We start from the raw sequence: 22,399 nt of genomic DNA on the forward strand, positions 1-22,399 counted from the left end.
CCGGGTACGGCCGGTAAGTAGTCGTCCGGCGGAACGGTTCGCCGTTCCGCCGGGTCGTTGTTGTCAGGGTGAGGGTGAGGGTGAGGGTGAGGGTGAGGGTGAGGGTGAGGGTGCGCGAATCACCACTTCCTCTGTACCGATATCGTCGGAAAGCGGCGGCACGGTCAGGACGTCGCGTAACGCATGCGCGATCACTACGGTCATGCTCTTGGGACCGCGTCAGGCACAGGAAGATCGCGCAGCGGAAGATCCACACGAGCTCGCGCGGCTTGCGATACGACGCGCATCGCGTGCCCATCCGCGCCAGCCTCGCGGCATACCGTCAGCGTTCCGCTTGGATAGCGCGATTGCCGCGCGGGGCGTTCTGCCTCGTCGAGCATTTGGCGCTACCGACACCTTCGTTCCCCTCGTTCGTCTTCCGTCTCTCCGATCGTAGCTGCGCGGATTCTGCCGTTTCCGTCGCGGCGCTCCATACCCCGCTGCCTTCTTGACACGTCGCCGGCCCTCGCCCGTTTCGTCGCAGCACGACGAATTCAAGGGAAGGGCGACAACTGCGAAGCGCAGCCCGACGACTCACCTGAACCCGAATTGTTGAGCGGGGCGCCCAATCGGCGGTCGAGCGCAAACCTCACCGCGTGCCACCAAATTTATCCAACAACGCCATTCACGCGCGCGGCGCGCTCACGTCCAACTCAGTGCAGGCTCAATTCATCCAGGAGAAATCGATGACGACAATTTCCACCTCGGGCGGCGAATTCGAGTTCGCCGTGTATGCCCCTTACAACTCGAGCCCGGACGAACCCGTGGGCGGGCGCATCACCGTGGGCGTCGATACGACACTCTGGTTCCGCGCCGACCGGGACAGCGACAACGTGCGGCTGGTCCAGCTGATCCGGCCGCAGGGACAGTGGATCAACGATCGCGAACGGGAGCGCGCGGCGAACGGCTGGTCGCTCGATTCCAACAGTGTGTCGCCCTGGTACGGCACCAATGATCTTGGCGCGCCCCGGCCCATCCGCGATCTGACGCCGAACATCACGCCGCAATTGCGTGACTGGATCAAGCAGAGCGGCGTACAGACCTTGTCAGGCGCGGGCTCGCGACGCGGCAAGGGCTATCAGCGCGCATGGATCGTCGATACGCCCCGACACATGGCGGCGCGCGTCGGCGAGCTGGTGCAGGTCCGGCTCGTGACGATCGCTGTGGATGTGCAGCACAGCGCCTATCTGGGCGGCGTGGAGTGGGGCTTCAATCTGTCGGAGGCGGGCGTGGTGACGGTGGCGTCCGCGAAGCTCGCGTTCAAGGTGAATCCGGCGGGCGATTATCTGCAGGCGCTCGACAACTGGAACCAGCAGGCCGGCAACACGCTGCTCGTGCTGCCGGCCTGAGCGGGACGCGTCGATTCGAGTGCAGAACATTTGCGCTCTCGTCGAGCGTTATCGCGGCAAGCGCAGCGTGCTGGTGGCGTATTCGCTTGGCACCGGCAGCGCGGTGGTCGCTCGAATGGCTGGCCTCGCGCGGCTGGCTGCGCGCAGTGAATGGGCGCTACTGCCCGGCACGCAGCTAGCGTTGCCGGGCCGGCGCTTGCATGTACTCGAGGGATCGTGTTGCACTCACTTCGTTGTCCTAGACAATGGCGAAGAGATGGCTCAATGTCAGCGGTATTCATCCAGACCGGCCTTGGCATCAGACGAGTGAAATTCCCCCGTCAACTCGCAGGTTGACGCCGGTAATGAAGCTGCCTTCGTCTCCTGCGAGGAACAGCGCGGCATTGGCAATTTCTTCTGCGCGCCCGAGTCGGCCAAACGGAATAGCGCCCGCCATGACGGCTTCGAAAGCAGGGCGATCCGTTGCCGTAATGCCAAGCTTGCCGAGGATCGGGGTGTCCGTCGGACCGGGACTGATGACATTCACGCGGATGCGACGTTCCTTGAACTCCAGAGCCCAGTTACGGGCGAAAGCTTCGAGCGCCGCCTTGCTTCCCGCATAGACGGCATGCCCGTCCAGCACCTTGCTGCTCGCGATCGAGCTGATCAGCACGATTGAACCGTTGTTGTTAAGTAGTGGTGCAATCTTCTGCACACCAAAAAAGGCTGCCCTGGTATTGGTTGCAAACTGTCTGTCATATTCTTCAACCGAGACTTGATCAGATGGCGTGATCACGTTCATACCGGCATTCGCTACGTAGATATCGGCCTTGCCGAAGCGCTCGGCAACGAGTGACGCAACACGTTCGTGTGTCGTGAGGTCGGAGAGGTCACCGGTAACACCCGTGGCATTCTCACCGAGTCGTGCAACCGCGTCGTCCACGGCGCTAGCTCGGCGTCCGACGATAACGACCCTGGCTCCCTCTTCGGTGAAACGTGAGGCTATAGCAAATCCGATACCGCTATTTGCGCCGGTGACGACTGCAACCTTTCCTGCAAGCGTGTTCATGATGTAGTGGGTCAGAGTGGGTGCATCACAAAGTTGGTTTGGACGGCGTTCGAACAGCAGCGTTGTTCACGTGACGTTTTCGAGCGGTTCCGCTGCAAATTGCGCACCGAACGGCGGGTAATCGACATAGCCCTTCAGGCCGCCACCGTAATACGTTGCTCGATCGGCGGTAGCGAGCGGCAATCCGGTTTTGAGTCGGTGCACGAGATCCGGATTGGCGATGAATGGCTGTCCGAATGCAGCGAGATCGATCAGACCATCATCGAGAAGTGCCTGCGCACGGTTGATCGTCATCCCTCCTGCGAGGATGATCGGCGTGTTGTCTGCCTCGCGCTTGATGCGGGACAGCAGTTCGATCGTGCGATCGTCCGACGCGGTGTCGTCTTTGGGCGCCACCGAGACGTTCGACTGATCCATGACGTGGACGTATGCGATGCGCCGCATGCCGAGCTCGAACGCAAGCGAGCCATAGGTATCGAGAATGCCCGGGTAGTGCGGCATATCGAATAGCTGCCCATACGGTGAAATCCGGATGCCTATCTTGCCGGCGCCGATACGCTCGGCGATGCCGTCAACGACTTCCAGCGCGAAGCGCAACTGATTTTCGCGCGTCGTCGCTGAATAGCGGTCAGTGCGATCGTTGACCAGCGGATTCAGAAACTGCTCGAACAGATATCCGTTTGCCGCGTGGATTTCCACGCCGTCGAATCCGGCCTCGATGGCGTTGGCCGCAGCGGAAACGAAGTCCTCGACCACGCGCTCGACCTCCATCGTCGACAATGCGGACGGCGTTGACGTCGGGACGAACCCCGGCTTCCCATTCTCGTCATAGGCAAACACGATCGAGTCTTTTGCAAGCCGTGACGTGGCGCTGCGTGGCGCACCACCATCAGGCTGGAGGCTGGTGTGCGATACACGACCCACGTGCCACAGTTGCGCGAAAATCTTGCCGCCGACGGCATGAACCGAGTCCGTGGTTAACCTCCACCCGGCTACCTGTTCGTCTGAATAGATGCTCGGATTGAAGAGATAGCCCTGGCCCTCGCGGGAGATAGGGCTTCCTTCGGTCACGATGAGGCCAGCGGTCGCGCGTTGTGCGTAATAGAGGGCGGTGCGTTCATCGGCAATATTGTTTGCCGCACGGGATCGAGTCATTGGCGCCATGACGATGCGATTCGCGAGCGGAATGTCGTTGAGATCGAACGGCTTGAAAAGTTGAGTCATGTTTGTCCTTGTATGGCAACTTGGCCCTGCAGGTATGGTTCGAGTGCTTCGGTTCCGCCGATGTACCGGCCGTTGATGAACACGTGCGGCGGGTCATGCTGCCCGATACCGCGCTCAGTACTTTTCCGCGGATTTTGTGATCGAGTGGTATGTCGACGTAATCCATCTCGCGGTCAAACAGCAATTGTTTTCGCCTTCGCAGTAAGGGCAGCCGACCTTGGAGAACACCACAATCCGGTCGGGACACAGCGCGTCGGGTGCCACATGGTTTAGTCACGCGCTGACCTTCACGGGGTTTCGACATGTCGGGTTTCATTAGCAGTCAGTGATCCAGCCGCGAAAAGGTCGCGTGTCGAGCGCGGAAGTCTGCGCCCGGTTGACGTTGCTGGTGACCATTATCGAGTGCGACCGTTTCATGGTCGATGGAGTCACGGGGCAATACAGTCGTGCGCGAAATGCACCAACGGCCCGACCAAGCGGAGTTTGCGACGCGACTCAGCGCGTCACTATCGGGGCGAATCTGGTTGTCGTTGTATTCGTCTCGACGTGAATCCACATTTCTGTACGTCGCGGATTGTTGTCGCCCGAGCAATATGGTGAGAACGTCCGTGGTGCTACTTATGTTTGCAGCTCGAGTCTAGAATCCGCGTCGATGATCGTTACATACGCTGTATCTCGAGTGTGTCAATCCGGTCGTACGAAACGTCACACTGAACCTGTCTTAGGAGTGCGCCATGCGATTTGGTTTCTTTCTGCGATCGAGGATTTGCTCCACGATACTTTTCACAGTCGTGCCAGCAGTGGCTTTTGCTGATCCGCTTACTGTCAAGGTTGACGGTCTCGACCATGGCCAGTTTGCGAATGCGCAGGTCTACAACGGCTTTGGATGTCGTGGCGATAACGTCTCGCCTCAAGTCTCGTGGGCGCACGTTCCGCCCGGAACAAGAAGCATCGTCGTCACCATGTACGATCCTGATGCCCCGACTGGAGGGCTCGGATGGACGCATTGGGAAGTCGTCAATATTCCGCCTTCGGAAACGTCGATTCAGAAGGGGGCGTCAGGAGATGTGGGACGAATGCCGGCGGGTGCGCTCGAGACGCTGACGGATTTTGGCGAATCCAAGTACGGCGGGCCATGCCCGCCGAAGGGTGAGTCGCATCGATATGTCGTGACGGTGTCTGCGCTGTCCATCCCGAGTGTCGATGTGAAATCGACATCGAGTCCGGCGGTCGTTGCATATCAGATGCATGGAAACATCCTTGGGCAGGCACGATATATCGCGACCTACCACCGATCGCTGAATTGACTGTCAGCGCCGGTCGAGCGCATATCTGATCGACACTCGACCTGGAAGCATCGTCCCCTCGGCAAGAAAGCATGGTCGGCCGGTCGACCGCCTGCAAGCGCAGGCAGTCGATCGATACCTGCCCGTCATTCGCCCGGGCACGCGTGACCTCGAAGCGACATACCACCACGCGATCTCCGGGCGCTCAACGCTCGCACACAAGCGCGGTCAATTCACCCCGACCGCACTCCAGGCACGCGCGACCGTTGCGCTTTCAACCGAGTTCGCGCCATACAGGTCGTTCGTTGCCTGGATCGACGCACGCCGTGCGTTCGGGTAGCTCGAGTTGGCGTTCAGGTACACGGTCAGTGTCCGGTACCAGATCTTGCCGGCTTTCTCTCGGCCCAGGCCACTGAAGGTCGTGTCGCCGTTGCACACCAGCTGCGTCCTCGACAGGCCGGTATCGGTCGACGGTACCACCGGGCCTTCCGACAGCAGGTAGAAGAAGCGGTTGCCGACACCCGACGTGAAATGCGGATCGTGGCGCGGATTCGACCACGAGAAGCCGCCGGACGGGTAGCAGCTGAACGACCGGCCGTCGAGATCCTGCTTGTACATCTTGCGCAGGCCGCCGCTCGTCACGCGCGCACCGATCACGTAATTGCCCGGGTCGTTCGGGTTGTTCGCGTAGAACTTCACGAGCGTGCCGAAAATGTCGGACGTCGATTCGTTCAGGCCGCCCGCGTCGCCCGAATAGTTCAGGTTGGCGGTGGCCTCGGTCACGCCGTGACTCATCTCGTGCCCGGCGACGTCGACCGAAACGACAGGTTTCGGCAGGCGGGTGCCTGGATCGCCGTCGCCGTACACCATCACGCGCGACGACAGCCACGCGGCGTTCGCGCCGGTCGTGCCGCTGCCCGTGTTGAATACGACGTGAGCGTAGCTCCTCACGCCGCGGCCGTCGTTGAAGATGCCGTTGCGGTTGTGCGTCGTCCTGTAGTAGTCCCAAGTCAACGCGAGCCCGTAGTCGATGTCTGCGGCGACCGTCTGCCGGTCGGTCGTCGTGTTGTTGCCCCACACGTTCGTGCTGCTCGTGAATATCGGCAGGTCGGTGGCTTGCTCGACGTCGTCCGAGCTCAGGCCGCGGCCATCGTAGACCGAGCCGCCGCCGCGGCTCGGATCGAGCATCCGGTAGGCGTTCGCGCCGGTCTGGTCCGTCGTGAGCGACAGGTTGCCGTAGTACAGCGAGCGGCCGGTGCCGGTCGCGGCGGCGGTCTTGATCAGGTCCTGTGCGTCCAGCACGGTGCCGGTGCGCGCATCGATGTAGTACAGCACGGCATCGCCGTGCGCACCGGTCGCGTTGCCGTATACGCGCACCGCGTAGGCCAGTGTCGGCGTGACGTCGCGTGCGAACACGACGAGTTCCGCGTCATCGACGCGACGCACGTTCGAGTCGAAACGCGCGGCCGCGATGTGCTTGGCCCTGGCCGCGCCTATGTCGGGCGCGTTGCGTACCACGGAGCGGTTTCCGACCTTGCCGATCGTGCCGGCGAGATTGATCGGTGCGAGCTGCGTCTGGCTCGCCTGCTTCAACTGCCCTCGGTTCGAATGGACGACGACGTCACCGCCTATCACCGGCAGGCCCGCATGGAAGCGGTCGAAGCGCACGTGCTCGGTGCCATCGGGATCGACGATCACGTCGCGTACCTGGAACTGATCTCCGTCCGTCGGCGCGCTTGCCTGCGGCCCCGCGAACTTCAACGTGCGTGCTGTGCCGCCGGTAGCCAGACTGAAGGCGGACGGATTCTGCTGGATCAGTTGCAGCGCCTTGTCGACCGTGGCCGACGGGTCACCGGCCTGGGCAAAAGCGCTGAGACTCGCGATGGTAATCGCGGCGATGGGCAGCAGACGAGACAATTTCTTCATGTAATCCCCCAGATTATGAATGGGTAATGTTCGAGGAATGAATCCAGTGAAGACGTTGATATAAGACATGTCGCGAACCGCAGAGGCATGCTAGGAGGTCGTTTTTATAATTACAAGATATTTTCAGATAGATTAATTTTTCATGTCGGAGTCGTTAATCAAGTCATGATTTGGTGAGGAATATGAAATGATTCGGTTGGCCGCTCCAGAGGCGTCGATGAAGTTGCATCGACGCTGCGTGATTTGAGAATGTTGCGATGCCCGAGGGCGAATTGCTGCGACGTGCGCACCCAGTCATGCTGCCCGGCGGCGCTCAGCAACGTGTGGTCACCGGCACGAGAAGATAAAACTGGCTACGCGAAATTACAAACAATTATGTCGATTATGAATTTAATCGAAAAAGCGGACTCCATTCCGTTGGTTTTCATATTTTCTAGCAATGATCTGGATTGTTATCTGCTTGAGTTTAAGATTATTTGGCTTTCGCTGCGCAGCGGGAATGCAATCAAACTAAGATGATTTGCAGCAAAGTCTATTGACTTCTATTTGTAAATAATTTAAATGGTTTCCGGCGTGAGCGGACGCTGTTTTTTATCGTGTCATGCCCGGATTCAGATCTCGTAGCGCCAGCTAAATACAGATGTCGCATGTCTCATCGGTCGTTCCGTCGTGCAGCGTTGAAGGAACAAGCCGGGAGCGGCAGGGCGCTTACGTTCGTCAGCGTGCCTTGGACCGCTCGTCCGAGTCAGCTCCTTGGCGGACCGGAAGCCGTGGCATTCCCACAGCTTCTCGCAGGCCGACGTCGGTCCGAAATCGGCGTAGCGATCGCGGATGATCGAGAGCGCCTGGTCGGAGGGTCGTGGGGCCGGGCGACGGTTGCCGGACTTCGTTCGGTGTCCCGACACCCAACTCGCCGGACCGTGTTCACGCAGTCGGGCGACCAGCCGGCGAACCTGCCACGTCGTCAATTCCAGTCGTTCCGCCGCACGCGATGGCTTGAGCTTGCCGGCCGCCACGTCCTGAGTGACCTTGAACCTGTCCAGCTCGCGCATCGTCATGCGTGACCCGTTCCGTTGCAGCCATCGCAGCCTCCGGCGCGGGGCACCTGGCGGCCCGTCAGCGTACGCGGCACGAAAGTGGACATTTCTAACCAGACCAGGTCACTGACCAATAAATAAAGAATTCCCCCGCGGCAAACAAATTCACCTATTTGGCAAACATAGGGGCGAGAGGCGTTTCCCATAATTCCGCAGACCTTACACGGGATTTCCATCCGTTACACGGGGTGCCGGTAAGGCAGGGGCTTTGATCGTAGCGGTAAAAAATGCGGCGGACGCTGCATATCCGAGGGGCGGTGCGCGAGCTTGTCTGAGGCGCGGCTACGAAGAGAGCAAAAGGAAAACTCCCTTTTGTCCACTAGGGAAGTCAGAACGGAAAGCGCAATGAACAAGAGTCAATACAGGGTGGCCTCGAATCGAGGATTAGGTGTGCTAGCAAAGGCAGCCGAGACGCGCGGCGTACACGGCGAGTCGGGGAGAGCGAATATGACGGCGGCTGGCATCCCGCTCAAATTGCGGGTTTCGCTGGCAGCGGTAACGGCGCTGATGCTGCTGCCTGTGGGGCGGGCATACGCAGATAACCTGGCAGTCGGCGGCCAGAACGGTGGTATCAACGAGACGATCGGCGGTGCTGCGGCGGCACCCCCGGCGACCACGGGGGGAACGTATCCCGCAGTTGCCGGTGCCGATGGTTCGAGCCAGAACACTGCAGTCGGCGTCTTTGTGTCGGCGCAGGGCGGGGCGGCAACGGCATTGGGTGATACGGTTACGGCAAATGGCCGGAATGCGACGGCGGTCGGCTCTAATTCGGTGGCAAACGGCACCAGGGCAGTGGCGTACGGCGGCGGGTCGAGCGCAGCGAATGGCGACTCGACTGCGATTGGTGCGCTGGCACATACTACTTCGGAGTTCTCAACGGCGGTCGGTACTAATAGTTCAGCCGCTGGCGGAACGGCGGTGGGTTTTCAGGCGAGCGCGAACGCGTCTGACGCGACCGCAATCGGTGTGGATTCTGTCGCAAGCGGGATCGGTAGCGTTGCAATTTCCCGCGCACAGGCCACTGCCCAGAACGCGATCGCGATTGGCGAAAATGCTTCGGCAGCCGATGCAAATTCCGTGGCATTGGGCTCCGGCGCAGTGACGCGCGCGTTTACCACGGTCAGCAGCGCGGCGCTGAACGGCGTCAACTACAGCGGCTTCGCGGGCACACCCGTCGGCGTGGTGAGCGTGGGCAGCGCAGGCGCCGAGCGCCAGATCGTGAATGTCGCCGCCGGTGAAATCAGCGCAACGAGTACGGACGCGGTCAACGGCTCGCAGCTTTTCGCTGTCGCAAGTCAAGTTTCCGTTCTCTCGAACAACCTTACGTCTCTCACAGCGAAGGTCGACACAATTTCCACTTCCGGTTCGAATGGCACGGTTGCAGACCAAACCGGCACCGCGGTAGGGAACAATTCGGTCGTGTCGGTCCCCAACGGGACCGCTGTTGGCAACGGTGCAAGCGTTTCGGGTCAAGATGGCACGGCAATCGGAACCAACTCGACTGTTACGGCTGATCGCGCAACAGCCATTGGCTCGGGTTCCAAGGTGACAGGCACGAACGGAACCGCAATTGGTGACGGTTCGAACGTCACGGGCACGAACGGGACTGCAATTGGCGCGAACTCTCGAGTGACCGCGAACAATTCGGTTGCCCTGGGTGCCAATTCAATTGCAGACAGGGACAACACGGTTTCGGTCGGCGCGCCGGGAGCCGAGCGTCAGATTACCAACGTTGCGGACGGTACGGCTCCGACCGATGCCGTGAACGTACGCCAGTTCAACAGCGCAGTTAACAGCGTTCGGGACGACCTCCAAAAGTATCGCAAGGATTCGAACGCCGGTTCGGCTTCGGCCGTCGCGCTGTCGATGCTCCCGCAAGCACCCGCGCCCGGTAAGTCGGTCGTCGGCGTGGCGGTAGGCAATTACGCTGGTCAGACGGGTTTCGCTGTCGGCGTGTCGACTTATCTGCCTGGCGGTAGCTGGATTTTCAAAGGCGGTGGCTCGACAAACACGCGCGGTACGGTGGCTGTTGGGGGTAGCGCCGGGTATGTCTGGTAAGGCTCGGTCTCTACTGCTAACTGCTTAGGTTAGGTAGTTGGTCTAGGTCGTCAGTCGCACAGCCCGCTGTGGTGTACTTGCTGCAGCGGGCATCGACGAATAGAGGTCGGCAATTCCGATCGTGATACAGCGAGGCTGGTCTTCGGCGGTCGTTGCCGGCGCGGAATCCATAACCAGCGTGTGTCATCAGCTTCCTGACCGTCTCCTTGGCCAGTCGAATGCCGTGACACTCCCAGAGCTTCTCGCAGGCCAGCGTCGGCCCGAAATCGGCGTAGCGGTCGCGGATGATCGAGAGCACCCGGTCGACGGCTCCTGGGTCCAGGCGACGGTTGCCGGGCTTCGATCGGTGTCCCGACACCAAACCTGCCGGGCCGTGCTCACGCAGCCGGGCGACCAGCCGGCGAACTTGCCGCGTCGTCAATTCCAGCCGTTCTGCCGCACGCCATGGCTTGAGCTTGCCGTCCGCCACGTCCTGAATGACCTTGAATCGGTCCAGCTCGCGCATCGTCATCGTGATCCGCTCCGTTGCAGCCATCGCAGCGTCCGGCGCCGGACACCCGGCGACCGTTCAGCTTACGCGGCACGAAAGCGGACATTTCTATGTAGCCAAAAGCGGACATTTCAATCTAGCCACTACAAAATTCAACTTTGATAATTCACGTTATGTAAAATTATAATCATCACGACGATCATGAACCCGCCGTGCCGCACCGCCGTGTCGCGCGCGTCATCGTCGACGTGCGGCCTCCTCGATTACGACTGCGAGAGCCTGTGCCAGCGCTCGACCGCCAATTCCGAACCAGCGGCCGTTCCACCTGCCTCGATGCGGCGAGCCTCTTCGACCGCCGCCTGTTGATCGAGTGGCATCTGCCCGATGGTCGCCACCGTTTGCGAGGCATCCGCCGCGACATCCGGCTGTTGCAGCCCGGCTCGCGATGCAGCCGCCGGTCGCCACCGAAACCGGATCGAACCGCGTGGCCAGGAACGGCGCCTAGGTCATCATGCGCGCGCGAAGCTTCTCTCGGAGAAACGCAGCGTGTTCCCGCGCGCGCTGTCACCGGGCCGCGAAATGCCGCATCGTTCCTTTATCGTTTCTTGCGCCTGGTGGCGCGACGCGTCGACAATCAGGCCGACAGCGCGGCCCGCGCGCTCAATGGCCGCATGTCGGTCCAATTGACGCTGATCCATTCGAGACAGACGTCCCGGGTTCCCGGCGGACCCACCGCCCGCCAGCCTTCCGGCACACATTCCAAATGGGCTCTATCGCTCGCCGCCGGCCGGAAAAACAACGGGTGAGAATCTCCGATGTTGTGTTTATCCTGAGTGCCCGATTAATATCGATCGCATTCCGCAGTCAAATCTCTTAAAAAATCTGCAGGTTTGACAACAGGCGTATCTGTCCGATCAAGTACTCCGAATATTCCTAAGTTTATTTCGTCATCAATCAGATTCGGAAGAAGATCGTCCATAAGGTAGTCGAGATCAATCTCCCTTGGGAGACAGTTTTTCCAATCTCCAATTGCGCATAATTCGGCGAGTTGGCGTGCCGGCCACAGTGGAAATATCGGATTTTCATTATCGTCCGCTCCCATTATCCATCCATCGTCGTATAGACCCCATGCAACCTCCCAGTCGACAATTTTCTTTACCGAGTATTCATATCTCCTTCGCCCTTCCGCCTTGGTCAATTTTTCGATCTGGATACGAGTCAAAGTCAACATTTTGGTCTCCGATCAATGGGTATTATTAATGCATTTCTTGCACTTGCTCGTCCCGCGGTTGGTTGTTTGTTTCTTGTTCTTGCTGCCATGATCATCATACTTGTGTTGCCGCTGATGCAGCTGGGTGGTGTTCAGATCTGTGTGCAGGTAGTCGAACCCCTTTGCCGATTCGTAACCTCTCCAGTGGGCCATGTCGAAACCATATGGCACGCGAACGGTTTTCTTCTCATTGCCTAGTTGGTTGCGACTCTTCTTTTCTATGGCATACGTCTCTTGCCGTATCCATCCTCGTATGTAACTGGGTTGCTTGTCATCATCTGCAAGCGCTTTGAGTCGAGGTTGCTTTCCGGCATACGATCGCCTGCTTCTGCGTCTGAGCCCCAGCGGGTCATTCCAGCCATACAGATTGACAGCAAGTTCATAGGGATTGATCCCGCCATCCAGGCCGATCGGGTCTTGTGATATATATATCCCGACTTCCGGATCGAAGTAACGATATCGATTGTAGTGCAAGCCGCTTTCAATATCATGATACTGACCAAAAAGACGCAGTGGCTGATAGATTGAGTTGCCGTTGTTTTTGTTGGCTTGCCCAAGGATGGTATAGCTCGCATTCCACACGATTGACCCTGATACATCGGTCATTCTCGTCGGTGCGCCGTTTGCATCCAGATGAAAAAAATATAGCTCTTCGGATGTATTATATGTGACGGCAAGTGGATTAAACGTCCCTGGAAAGTAGATCCATTCCAGATTTTTTAATTCGCGCATATCCCCGGTGCCAGTCATGTCGGGATCGTCAATGCGGTCTTCAATTTCTGCGGCCAGGGCGTCGCCATCCCACATAAATCGACTTTGTATCGTTGATGACGTCGCGGTGCCTGATCGCTGCCCGGATGGCACAAGGACATCCTTCCGGGTGAACTTCCCCACTCTTCGATGGAAAGCATCGTACGTATATTGTGTGGAAGTGCTCAGGACTTCGTCGATCGTTCGTTGAACTGTGCGAGCTTCGATCAGGAGTCCATCACCATCCCAATAGAATTGCGAATCCTGAACGCTATCCTGCCTGCGCACCAGGTTACCCGCACGGTCAAATGTATATCTACAGTCTCCATATTCACCTTCCCGGGCGAACGTAGTATTTTTTATACGGTTCGATAAGTGGGTCGCTTCGACTCCGGCGCGGGTCCGCAGCAAGTCACCCGCTTTATCGTGGATGAAGCGATGAAGCTTGCCGGCAGGATCGATGTGGCTGGTTACCCTGCCTAGCGGGTCGTATTCGATTCGCTCCGTACCGCGCAGGGAATCGCGTTTCTCGACGAGTTCTCCGTTTGCGTCGTAGGCATACTCGTTTACAAAGAGCGGGCCAGTGTCAGTAAGCAGCTTTTGTGTCGTGAGCAGCCCATCCGGTCCGTAAGTCAACTCCCGACATTGGTGTGCTCCGAGTTGTTCGCGAACGATTTGCCCGAGTCCGTCGCGCTCGATCAGGATCGGCGCGGCGTCGTTGATTTGCACCGATGAAATGGAGTTAAGTGCATCGTAGGTGTAACGCACGCTGTTTGAACTCGCACGCGACCGGCATGAAGTACGACGCTCGATACGGTTTCCTGCCGGATCGTAAGCGAACGAGATGCAGAAATCATCCCCCTGTTTTTCGGAAAGAACGCGCCCATCCAGGTCGTACTCCAGATAGACTGAACAATCAGGGGAATGGGCTTGGACGAGATTGCTGTCCTGATCGTATCGAAACGTCTCTGATCGTACCCCGGAGGCCCGACGAGAGTCGGCTATGCGCTTCTCTACAACTCGCCCGCGGGCATCGCTGACGTACTCGATTTCCTGTCCGCGGGGATCGGTGCTGCGAAAGAGTGCTCCATTGGGGTGATATTGATACTTCCACGATTGCCCCCAATAGTCGATCTCTTCAACGATACGGGCCAAGGGATCACGTTTCAACGTGTGATGCTCGCCGCGTTCGTTGACAACGCCCACCAAATCCTCTTCAGAATCGTACAGATATTCGACGACGGTTCCATCGGCAGCCAACCGCTTGCTTATCTGGCCAAGCATTGTGTACTGGAACCACGTGGCATTTCCGGCTGGGTCCCGGTGACACGTGAGATTCCCGTCCGCGTCGTAGCTGAAGGAACTGGCCTTGGCATCCGGCTCCACCGCACGGATCAGGTTGTCGTTGCGATCGTATTCGTAGCGATAAACCTGCCCGAGAGGGTCAATCACTTGGACGATATTGCCGCGTCCGTCGTGCGTATATCCGATGCGATAACCCAGAGGATCGGTCAAGAAGGCAAGATTTCCGTCGCTATCGAATTCGATCCGGGTTGTCGCTCCGCGGGGATCCGTAAATGAAGTCAGTTGCCCGTATGCATCGTATGTATAGCGAGAAATGGCACGCGACGGGGTCATCTGCGCGACCAGGTTGCCATAGTGGTCCCATTCGTAGCGCCACGTTTTGCCTCCAGGCGTAGTCAGGCATATAGGGCGGTGATTTTTATCGTATTCGGTCTGTCGGGTATCGCCGTTGGGGTGTATCTCGGACAGGAAATTTCCGTATGTGTCATAGCACCACGTCGTGGAATGTCCTTCTGGATCAGTTTCACGATTTGTCCGCCCCTGCGGGTCGTACTGATAGCTCGTGACGCCGTTCAACGGGTCGATTTCTGCAACCGGCATGTTTCGCGCGTTCAATTGCATGATCGTGGTGTATCCGCGCGAATCGATGAACCTTGCCTCCCTCCGGGCTGGATCGTACGAGAAGTGATAGTCGAACAATCCATCGTCGCCCCACGCTCGCTCAACACGTTGCTTACCGTCGTCACAATTGCGATAGCTGTAGTAAAACGACACGCCCCGGGCGCTGGTGTGACCGACCATCAGATGCGCGTCTGTGTAGTCGAAGCGATGTGGCTGAGTCATCGCGTCCACTGCGGCTCGCAGATCACGACAGTCGTCATGCTCGTAAGTGACGAGAAAGTGTGTGCGGCCAGTACCGTCGCGCAAAGCCAGCGAGGCCAAACAAGCCGCCGAACGCACATCCGGATCCGCATTCGTTATGTTTCTCAGGCTGCATTCGAGTGTGCGGGCTGTTGGCCCGTCCCGTGTCCATTCGGAGATACGCTCAAGGCATCCGAGTGCATCTCGTTCGAAGACCCAGGCGTTGCCGTTTAAATCGGCTATACGTTCGATTTGCAAAGTCAGGCGGGCATTGCTTGGTAGCGCACGAACCGTTTGACGCCATTGCGGCGGCAGCGCGAAATCGTATTCGATCCCCTCGCGCGTGCGCAGCGTCAACTCATCTTCGTATTGGTACAACGCGTATCCACGTTGCCAGTCGTACACACGCACTGGCCAGCCGTGGCTTGCCGGAAGCACGTCGAAGGCAGTTGAATGGTCCGGAAAATTCGCGACTGCGCCCACTGCGCCTTCGTGCCAGATCAACTCGAGTCGTATGTCGGCCGGTGTTTGCCAGCCTGTACCGGCCACTCCTTCATAGGGGGGATTGCTCGCATAATGCCGTTCCCATACGAGCGGCAATCGTCCGGATATCGTGAAGTCGCGTTGCTGCACGACCACTTGCCCTGTCGTAACGTCGACCGGTTCTGCCTTTAGCACGTTGCATCGCAAGAACCCCGATTTCAAATGCAGCTTATCCGCCAGCGCATGCGCCCACTTGGACCCCTGAAACGCCTTGAACAATCCCTTCGCTGCCGCAGCCATATTCATGATCGGCGGCCCGCCGACCATCACCGGTCGCCCTGCCGGAATCGGCAGCATCACGGAGCTCGGCATCGACGGATAGGTACGATCGGTATGCGCGCTGTTGTGGCCAGGCGGTTCCAGGCCAATAGACCAGCAGCTCAACGCCGGCAGCGCCATGAACGACATCGGATCGTTATTGGCGAGCACCGTCCGGCTGCCCATGTACGATTCCGCATCGTCCGAAGGGATAGGATCCGGCTCCGGCGGCGGGGCAAACGACTCGCCGAGCGGAAAATGCAGCCCTGGGACATGGTATGAATGCGTCCCGGCGGTTGCCCGCATCAAGCCATTCACGAAGATCGGCCGTCCAGCGGCGCCGCCCATTCCGACACCTGCGCCGAACATGTTTCCAATGCGGCTCTGGAGCGCTGCGGCTTGCTGCTCGAGTTTCAGCCCCTCCGCGACGATCGAGTTTTCCTCGATATCAGTCAGTTTTCCCGATGCAAACTCGGCCGCGTCGTCGAGCGTCTTTGCCACATCGGGATGGTCTTCGAGATACTCGGCCGCCTTCTCCTGTGCAATCGCCATCGCGATGCTTCCGACCACGCCCTTCGCCGCCTCGATGTACTCCCGAAGATCGAGCATGAACCCGACATGCGGGTGCGGCAGAAACACGGGCGTCGGACTCGGTGCAACCAGGACCGAATGAACGTCGATACCGACAACGGGATCCAGATGCTTGACCGCCAGCAATCCCATTCAGCCCTCCCTGCTCAGCGCCCGCCACGCAACGCCGCGACCTTCTCGCTCAGCGCGTTGCGCCGCCGGTCCTGTACACCCAGCTGTGACACCATCCACTCGACAACCATCGGCAGATTACTGTTAGCCCGCATCGGCTCATCGATCATCAACCCCGCATCGAGCGCATTGAACCCGGCCTCCAGCGCATGCTCGCGCTCCCCGGCCCGCTCCCAGCACACGGCGCTCATGCGCCACGCCTCGACCGTCATCAGCCCGTCCTGAGCGGCGGTAGTCGACGCCGCCGCGCGTTCGTAGCAATACGCCGCGTGCGGATAATCCTTGTGCATCAGATGCACGCTCGCCTGCCCGAACAGCCCGTTCGCGACGAGCTTGTGCCCCGCCGGATGACCTGCTTCGACCGCACGCTTGCCGCTCTCGGCGGCGCACCGGTACGCGTCGATCGCATGCTCGCGGTCGCGCCATTTCAGATAAGCGGCCCCGGCAATCAGATGAACGACGACGCATTGATCGAACCACTGCTCACGCTCCGCGACGTTCAGCGCCGCCGCCCGCAATTGCTCGAGTCGTGCCGGATCACCGACGTCGATCGTCTCGGTCAGCATCACGAAGTGCCGGCGGAATTCGCCGCCCGGCCCGCGCTCACCCGACTCCGCCAGCAATTCGCGCGGCACGCTCGCCATCGAGTATTTGCCGTGCACGACGCGCACCGCGGCACGATGTCGTTGCATCAGCATTGCGAACGGCTCGACCGCCGTGCGCGGCACGACGAAACGCACGCGCTCGCCTCGATTCGGCGCTACGGCGACGATCGACAATAAGCGATCGATCCATCGCACCCATGCCGCTTCATCGCGCACTTTCCCTGGTTGCAGCACGAACACGAGCGACGGAAACACATCCGGATGATGCTGGATCAGGCTGTCGGCGACCGTCAGCAGATACGGCAACGGGTCCTTGCCATCGTCTCGCGGCGCTCGCCAATCTGCACGCACACCATGCGCAGCTGAACCTTCTCTGCGGCTGTCGTAGAACGCAATCAGTTCGTCGATCAGCGCCTTCGCGTAACCGGACTCGTCGACGAACGACGCCCGCATCGTCCTGACCGCACACGACGTCTCGTCCTGCACCTGGAAATACAGCCGCACGAGCTCCGCATCCGTCTCGTCGGTTTGCCAGATCATCAATCGCGCGTCCCGCTCCCGCGCGAAACTCATCCAGTCCGCATGCGCATCCATGAACCTGCGCTCCACCGGATTGGTCGGCTGCCAGTTCTGCATCGGGGCGAACCTCCGTCACGGATTCAGTTTCAAAACGGTGCCTTCCACCGTGTGCTCGCCGGTCGCCGATGACGTCACCGTCTTGCCGTTCACGGTGTGGCTTTCCTTGCCGGTCGACGTCACGTTGATCCCCTGGATCGCGATCGTGCCGTCGCGCTTCATCACGATGCTCGATGCACCGCACATCAGCACCAGCTGGTCGCCGGCCGCGACCAGCACCTGATGCTGCACGCTGGTCGTGTGGTTCGAGCCGACGTTGACGGTGTGGTCCGCACCGACCGTGAGCGTGTGCGCGTTCGCGATCGTCGACGTGCGCGCGCCGATCTCTTCCGTATGCGTCGACGCAACCTGCGTCTTCATGTCCTGCGACGTCGTGTGATATAGCTGCGTCACGTTCAGTGTCTTGCCTTCGCCGATCGTTTCCGTCTTGCTTTTCGCGACGGTCTCGCTGTGCGTGCCGCCGATGGTTGCATCGCGGTTCGCGGAAATCGTCACGGTTTCGTTCTGTCCGACGGTTCGCGTGCGGCTTCCCGTGACGCCATGCGTCTCGTTTCCGCCAATCTGTGCCGTCCTGTTCTGCCCGATATTCACCGACTCGTTCTGCCCCACACTCCGTTGCCGGTTGTGTTTCACCTGCATCGTCTCGTCGTTTCCGACCGTATGCGTATGGTTGTTCCCGACGGAAAGCGTGTGATCGGCCTCCGTCTCCGCATCGAAATTCCGTTCCGCGTGCATCCACAGCTGCTCGGCGCCCTTCTTGTCCTCGAACCGGAATGCGTTCGCATGGTCGGTCGTCCCGCCCGGCGACGACCTCGACAGCAACCCGCTTTGCGTCGCACTGCCCGGCAGCCCCCACGGCGGCATCTTCTCGCCGTTGAAAACCCGCCCGGTCACGATCGGCTCGTCCGGATCGCCGTTGAGAAAATCGACCACGACCTCGTCGCCCACACGCGGAATCTGCACCCCGCCGAACCCACCGCCAGCCCAAGGGCTCGATACCCGCACCCAGCACGACGAATCCTGGTTGCCCTGCCCATACCGATCCCAGCGGAACTGTAGCTTCACGCGCCCATACTGATCGGTCCAGATTTCTTCACCCGGCGGCCCGACGACGGTAGCCGTTTGCGGCCCATTGGTCCGCGGCCGTGGCGTGTCGCGTGGCGACCGATACGGCAGGCTCGACGGCTGCACGATCATCATCGTTTGATGCACGACGGCCTCCGCGCCCTGATCACTCGCGTAAGCGTTCTCCTGAAAGCGGTACTGGCACCGCACGATCAAATGCTCGCGATTCTGGTCAGCACGTGGACAATGCTCGAGCGTGAACAGATACCCGGGCGCCGCTCCCCGCACGTCTGTCTCGGCACTCGCGCGCTCATGCTCGGCCTGCTGTTCCTCGAGCCGCACGCGGCTGTAATGCGCACCCGGCGCATCGTCGCGATACCCGCCGGGCCATTCGAACGACGCGAAGCTGTCGTGCTCGTGACCACGCGGGCCGACTTTCTGCGTCGATAGATCGGCGCGCGGCTTCGTATAGTCGTAGTCGGTGGTCTGATGCTTGCCGACGCTCACTTCCTGCGCGGGCAGCCACGCGTCGATGTGCTCCTCGTCGCCGATTGCCGTGCGATCCTGGGCGATGTACGGAATCGTTTCGTAACCGGGCAACGCGACGTGTGACGACATCGCATCGCACAGCACGAGCGTGTGACTGTCGGCCGAGTGCCGGAAATGGAAATAGATGCCCTCGAATTCCATCAGCCGCGACACGAACGCGGCATCGGTCTCGTTGTACTGCACACAGTACTCGCGAGGTACATAGGATTCAGTCAGCTTGTTCTCGATCGGAAAGCCATACGGCGCCAGCACCTCCTGCACGATGTCGGGGACGGTGCGGTTCTGGAAGATCCGGCAGTCCGAGCGGCGCGTCGCGAGCCACAGCCACGGCCGCACGATCAGCTCGTAACCGTAGTGCCGTTCGGCGCGCCGGCCAGCCAGCGTCGCGCGCGCGACAATCCCGTTCAGGTAGCGCGTCGACAGGTCCTGCTGCTCGATCCGCACGGTCACGGGCTTGCCGAGCATGTCCTTCAGCGACAGGCTGTGGCTATCCGCCAGCGCTTCGATCCGGAATTCGAACAGGCGGCCGAGTTCGTCGCTGCCGTCGAGCGTATGGAATTTCAGGTCGTCGCCGTGCGGGCTGTCGAGTGTGAATACGCGATTCAAGTCGCCTCCTCCTCGTCGAACCGGTACGCGAATTCGCCGTCGGTCGCGCTCAGCTCGATCGCCGCCAGCGCGCGCCCTTCGAGCGTGGCCTCGAGAATCGCGCGGCCGATGCGCGGCATCACGGTATGCGTGAGAATCGCGTCGACCATCCGGCCGCCGGATTCGATCGTCCGACAGCGCTCGACGATCAGCGCGGTCGCCGCGTCGGTGCAGCGCAGCCGGATCCCGTGATGCAGGTCGATCCGCTTCTCGAAACGCCGCAACTGCAGTTCGACGATGCGCGCGAGCGTCGCATCGGTCAGCGGGTAGTACGGCACGACGGTCAGCCGGCCGAGCAGCGCGGCCGGGAACACGTCGAGCAGCGGCGCGCGCAGCGCATCGGCGAGCGTCTGCATGTCGGGCAGACGCTCGGGATCGCGACACAGCTGCATCACGCGATCGGCGCCGACGTTCGAGGTCAGCAGGATCACCGTATGCCGGAAGTCGATGTCGCGCCCCTCTCCATCCTCCATCCAGCCCTTGTCGAACACCTGGAAGAAAATCTCGTGCACGTCGCGATGCGCCTTCTCGATCTCGTCGAGCAGCAGGACGCTGTATGGCCGCCGGCGCACGGCCTCGGTGAGCACGCCGCCCTGTCCGTAGCCGACGTACCCGGGCGGCGCGCCCTTCAGCGTCGATACCGTGTGCGCCTCCTGGAACTCGCTCATGTTGATCGTGATCGCGTTGCGCTCGCCGCCGTACAGGGTGTCGGCCAGCGCGAGCGCGGTCTCGGTCTTGCCGACACCGGACGGCCCGCACAGCAGGAACACGCCGTGCGGCTTGGTCGGATCATCGAGCTTCGCGCGCGCGGTCTGAATCCGTTCGGCGATCAGCTCGACCGCATGGCGCTGGCCGACCACGCGTTCGCCTAGCGTCTCGGCAAGCTTCAGCACGGCCTGCGTCTCGTCGCGCACCATCCGGCCGAGCGGGATGCCGGTCCAGTCGGCGACGACGGCGGCGACCGCATGCGTGTCGACGGCGGGCAGTACGAGCGGAGCGTCGCCCTGCATCTCGGCCAGCGCCTGCTGCGCGGCGGCCAGACGCGCCTGAATGTCGGCGCGTGCGGCCGCGGTGACCTCATGCGAGGGCTCGTCGTCGAGGAGCGCGGCGCGCGACTCGACGATCGCCGTCAACGCATCGCGCTCGGCTTGCCAGCGCGTGTCGAGCCGGTCGAGTTCCGTCTGCACGGCGGCAAGCTCGGCATCGATCGCGTCGCGCCGAGCGGTGTCGCCGCTGCCGAGCGCACACTCGCGCCCGATCCGTTCGCGCTCGACGCGCAAGCCGTCGATACGCCGGCGCGCGTCCTCGATCGGCGCGGGCACTGCGTGCTGGCTGACGGCGACGCGCGCGCAAGCCGTATCGAGCAGGCTGATCGCCTTGTCCGGCAGCTGCCGCGCGGGGATATACCGGTGCGACAGCGTGACGGCGGCCTGCAGCGCGTCGTCGAGCACGAGCACGCGATGGTGCGCTTCGAGCTTCGCGGCGAGGCCGCGCAGCATCGTCACGGCGGCCGCCTCTTCGGGCTCGAGCACGTGCACGAGCTGGAAGCGCCGCGTCAGCGCGGGATCCTTTTCGATGTACTGCTTGTACTCGGACCAGGTGGTCGCGCCGATCGTGCGCAGCAGGCCGCGCGCGAGCGCGGGCTTCAGCAGGTTCGCGGCGTCGCCGGTGCCGGCCGCCCCGCCCGCGCCGACGAGCGTATGGACTTCGTCGATGAACAGGATCGCCGGCCGCTCTGACGACATCGCTTCGTCAATCACACCGCGCAGCCGGCTCTCGAACTCGCCCTTCACGCTCGCGCCGGCCTGCAGCAGCCCGATGTCGAGCAGGTACAGCGCGACGTCGCGCAGCGACGGCGGCACGTCGCCTGCGGCGATCCGCAGCGCGAAGCCTTCCGCGACGGCCGTCTTGCCGACACCCGCTTCACCGACCAGCAGCGGGTTGTTCTGCCGGCGCCGCAGCAGGATGTCGACGATCTGGCGGATCTCCGCGTCGCGCCCGACGACGGGGTCGATTTCGCCGGCGCGTGCGCGGGCCGTGAGGTCGACGGCGAAGCGTGCGAGCGCCGAACCGTCGGCGGCTGACGCGGCGGCTGCGCCGCGCGCCGGAGAATCGCCACCCACGCCGACCTGCCCGGACGACGGCGTTTCGGGCGAGCCGTCGACGATCGATGCGAGTTCGTCCGCAAGCACGTCGGGCACGATGCGCTCGAACTCGCGTGCGATCGCGTACAGCACGTTGCGCAACTGCGGCGTCTTCAGGATCGCGAGCAGCAGGACCGCGCCGCGAATCCGCGTCGCGTCGTATTTCAGGGTGGCATAGACCCACGCACGCTCGACCGCGTCGTCGATGTGCACGGACAGGTCCGACACCGATCCCGCGCCCCGCGGCAGCTTGTCGAGGGCACTCACCAACCCGCGCTCGATGGCGGCCTCGTCGATCTCGAACCGCCGCAGCACGCGCTGGAGGTCGCCGTCGGGCCGCTGCAGCATCTGCTTGAGCCAGTGCGCGAGTTCGACGTACGGATTGCCGCGCAGCCGGCAGAATCCGGTCGCGTGCTCGAGCGTCTCGTAGAGAAGCGGATCGAGCTTTCCGAACAGGTTGACGCGGCCAATATCGGACATGACGGTTCC

Annotated in this window: 13 protein-coding genes and 1 pseudogene; 3 read left to right on the forward strand and 11 right to left on the reverse strand. The window is 61.0% G+C overall.

Features of this window, described 5'->3' with window-relative positions; translation table 11 throughout:
* The first annotated feature begins 725 nt into the window (after nt 1–725).
* Entirely contained in the window at nt 726–1,388 is a 663-nt protein-coding gene (locus SB771_RS14720; protein WP_175659750.1) for a hypothetical protein, read from the forward strand.
* A 298-nt stretch (nt 1,389–1,686) separates the two neighbouring features.
* Here the strand turns inward: SB771_RS14720 and SB771_RS14725 are convergent, their stop codons facing one another.
* Together SB771_RS14725 and SB771_RS14730 are read right to left on the reverse strand one after the other, a co-directional pair.
* Nucleotides 1,687–2,436 (reverse strand): SDR family NAD(P)-dependent oxidoreductase, encoded by a 750-nt coding sequence (locus SB771_RS14725; RefSeq protein ID WP_175659207.1) that lies wholly within the window; start codon nt 2,434–2,436, stop codon nt 1,687–1,689.
* A 66-nt stretch (nt 2,437–2,502) separates the two neighbouring features.
* Nucleotides 2,503–3,660, reverse strand: coding sequence for an alkene reductase (locus tag SB771_RS14730; protein ID WP_175659208.1), 1,158 nt, complete (start codon nt 3,658–3,660; stop codon nt 2,503–2,505).
* A gap of 734 nt (nt 3,661–4,394) precedes the next feature.
* On the opposite strand from SB771_RS14730, the gene SB771_RS14735 reads away from it, so the two are divergent.
* Nucleotides 4,395–4,967, forward strand: a complete 573-nt coding sequence (locus tag SB771_RS14735; RefSeq protein ID WP_175659209.1) for a YbhB/YbcL family Raf kinase inhibitor-like protein — start codon at nt 4,395–4,397, stop codon at nt 4,965–4,967.
* Nucleotides 4,968–5,174: 207 nt separating this feature from the next.
* On the opposite strand, the gene SB771_RS14740 is transcribed toward SB771_RS14735, so the two are convergent.
* On the reverse strand, nt 5,175–6,872 hold the full coding sequence (locus tag SB771_RS14740; RefSeq protein WP_175659210.1) for a M4 family metallopeptidase: 1,698 nt from the start codon (nt 6,870–6,872) through the stop codon (nt 5,175–5,177).
* Between the two features lie 611 nt (nt 6,873–7,483).
* Nucleotides 7,484–7,930, reverse strand: a complete 447-nt coding sequence (locus SB771_RS14745) for a hypothetical protein (protein ID WP_244096715.1) — start codon at nt 7,928–7,930, stop codon at nt 7,484–7,486.
* A gap of 384 nt (nt 7,931–8,314) precedes the next feature.
* Between SB771_RS14745 and SB771_RS14750 the strand changes: the two genes are divergently transcribed.
* On the forward strand, nt 8,315–10,027 hold the full coding sequence (locus SB771_RS14750; protein ID WP_175659211.1) for a YadA family autotransporter adhesin: 1,713 nt from the start codon (nt 8,315–8,317) through the stop codon (nt 10,025–10,027).
* A gap of 140 nt (nt 10,028–10,167) precedes the next feature.
* On the opposite strand, the pseudogene SB771_RS14755 reads toward SB771_RS14750, so the two are convergent.
* The 7 genes and pseudogenes from SB771_RS14755 to tssH all read right to left on the reverse strand — a co-directional run.
* A pseudogene (locus tag SB771_RS14755) lies at nt 10,168–10,562 on the reverse strand (helix-turn-helix domain-containing protein); the annotation flags it as partial.
* Nucleotides 10,563–11,151: 589 nt separating this feature from the next.
* Nucleotides 11,152–11,271 carry an MbtH family NRPS accessory protein gene (locus tag SB771_RS14760; protein WP_341770270.1) on the reverse strand — a complete coding sequence of 40 codons (120 nt, stop codon included), beginning with the start codon at nt 11,269–11,271 and terminating at the stop codon, nt 11,152–11,154.
* Between the two features lie 87 nt (nt 11,272–11,358).
* Nucleotides 11,359–11,748 carry a DUF2750 domain-containing protein gene (locus SB771_RS14765; protein WP_175659212.1) on the reverse strand — a complete coding sequence of 130 codons (390 nt, stop codon included), beginning with the start codon at nt 11,746–11,748 and terminating at the stop codon, nt 11,359–11,361.
* Between the two features lie 12 nt (nt 11,749–11,760).
* Nucleotides 11,761–16,227: an RHS repeat-associated core domain-containing protein gene (locus SB771_RS14770; protein WP_175659213.1), complete on the reverse strand. Its 4,467-nt coding sequence runs from the start codon at nt 16,225–16,227 to the stop codon at nt 11,761–11,763.
* Between the two features lie 14 nt (nt 16,228–16,241).
* On the reverse strand, nt 16,242–17,507 hold the full coding sequence (locus tag SB771_RS14775; protein WP_175659214.1) for a hypothetical protein: 1,266 nt from the start codon (nt 17,505–17,507) through the stop codon (nt 16,242–16,244).
* Between the two features lie 15 nt (nt 17,508–17,522).
* Entirely contained in the window at nt 17,523–19,727 is a 2,205-nt protein-coding gene (tssI, locus tag SB771_RS14780) for a type VI secretion system tip protein TssI/VgrG (protein WP_175659215.1), read from the reverse strand.
* Complete coding sequence (tssH, locus tag SB771_RS14785; protein ID WP_175659216.1) at nt 19,724–22,390, reverse strand: type VI secretion system ATPase TssH; 2,667 nt, start codon at nt 22,388–22,390, stop codon at nt 19,724–19,726. The genes tssI and tssH overlap by 4 nt, the downstream gene beginning before the upstream one ends.
* Between the last annotated feature and the right edge of the window lie 9 nt (nt 22,391–22,399).

The organism is Burkholderia sp. SIMBA_051, from assembly GCF_046534915.1.
GTDB classification, from domain to species: Bacteria; Pseudomonadota; Gammaproteobacteria; order Burkholderiales; family Burkholderiaceae; genus Burkholderia; species Burkholderia ambifaria.

What these genes read in the sequence shown, in the direction of transcription:
- SB771_RS14775 (WP_175659214.1), bottom strand. Translation starts at nt 17,507, where the DNA reads ATGCAGAACTGGCAGCCGACCAATCCGGTGGAGCGCAGGTTCATGGAT.
- SB771_RS14745 (WP_244096715.1), bottom strand. Translation starts at nt 7,930, where the DNA reads ATGACGATGCGCGAGCTGGACAGGTTCAAGGTCACTCAGGACGTGGCG.
- tssH (WP_175659216.1), bottom strand. Translation starts at nt 22,390, where the DNA reads ATGTCCGATATTGGCCGCGTCAACCTGTTCGGAAAGCTCGATCCGCTT.
- SB771_RS14740 (WP_175659210.1), bottom strand. Translation starts at nt 6,872, where the DNA reads ATGAAGAAATTGTCTCGTCTGCTGCCCATCGCCGCGATTACCATCGCG.
- SB771_RS14720 (WP_175659750.1), top strand. Translation starts at nt 726, where the DNA reads ATGACGACAATTTCCACCTCGGGCGGCGAATTCGAGTTCGCCGTGTAT.
- SB771_RS14765 (WP_175659212.1), bottom strand. Translation starts at nt 11,748, where the DNA reads ATGTTGACTTTGACTCGTATCCAGATCGAAAAATTGACCAAGGCGGAA.
- SB771_RS14770 (WP_175659213.1), bottom strand. Translation starts at nt 16,227, where the DNA reads ATGGGATTGCTGGCGGTCAAGCATCTGGATCCCGTTGTCGGTATCGAC.
- SB771_RS14730 (WP_175659208.1), bottom strand. Translation starts at nt 3,660, where the DNA reads ATGACTCAACTTTTCAAGCCGTTCGATCTCAACGACATTCCGCTCGCG.
- SB771_RS14750 (WP_175659211.1), top strand. Translation starts at nt 8,315, where the DNA reads ATGAACAAGAGTCAATACAGGGTGGCCTCGAATCGAGGATTAGGTGTG.
- SB771_RS14725 (WP_175659207.1), bottom strand. Translation starts at nt 2,436, where the DNA reads ATGAACACGCTTGCAGGAAAGGTTGCAGTCGTCACCGGCGCAAATAGC.
- SB771_RS14735 (WP_175659209.1), top strand. Translation starts at nt 4,395, where the DNA reads ATGCGATTTGGTTTCTTTCTGCGATCGAGGATTTGCTCCACGATACTT.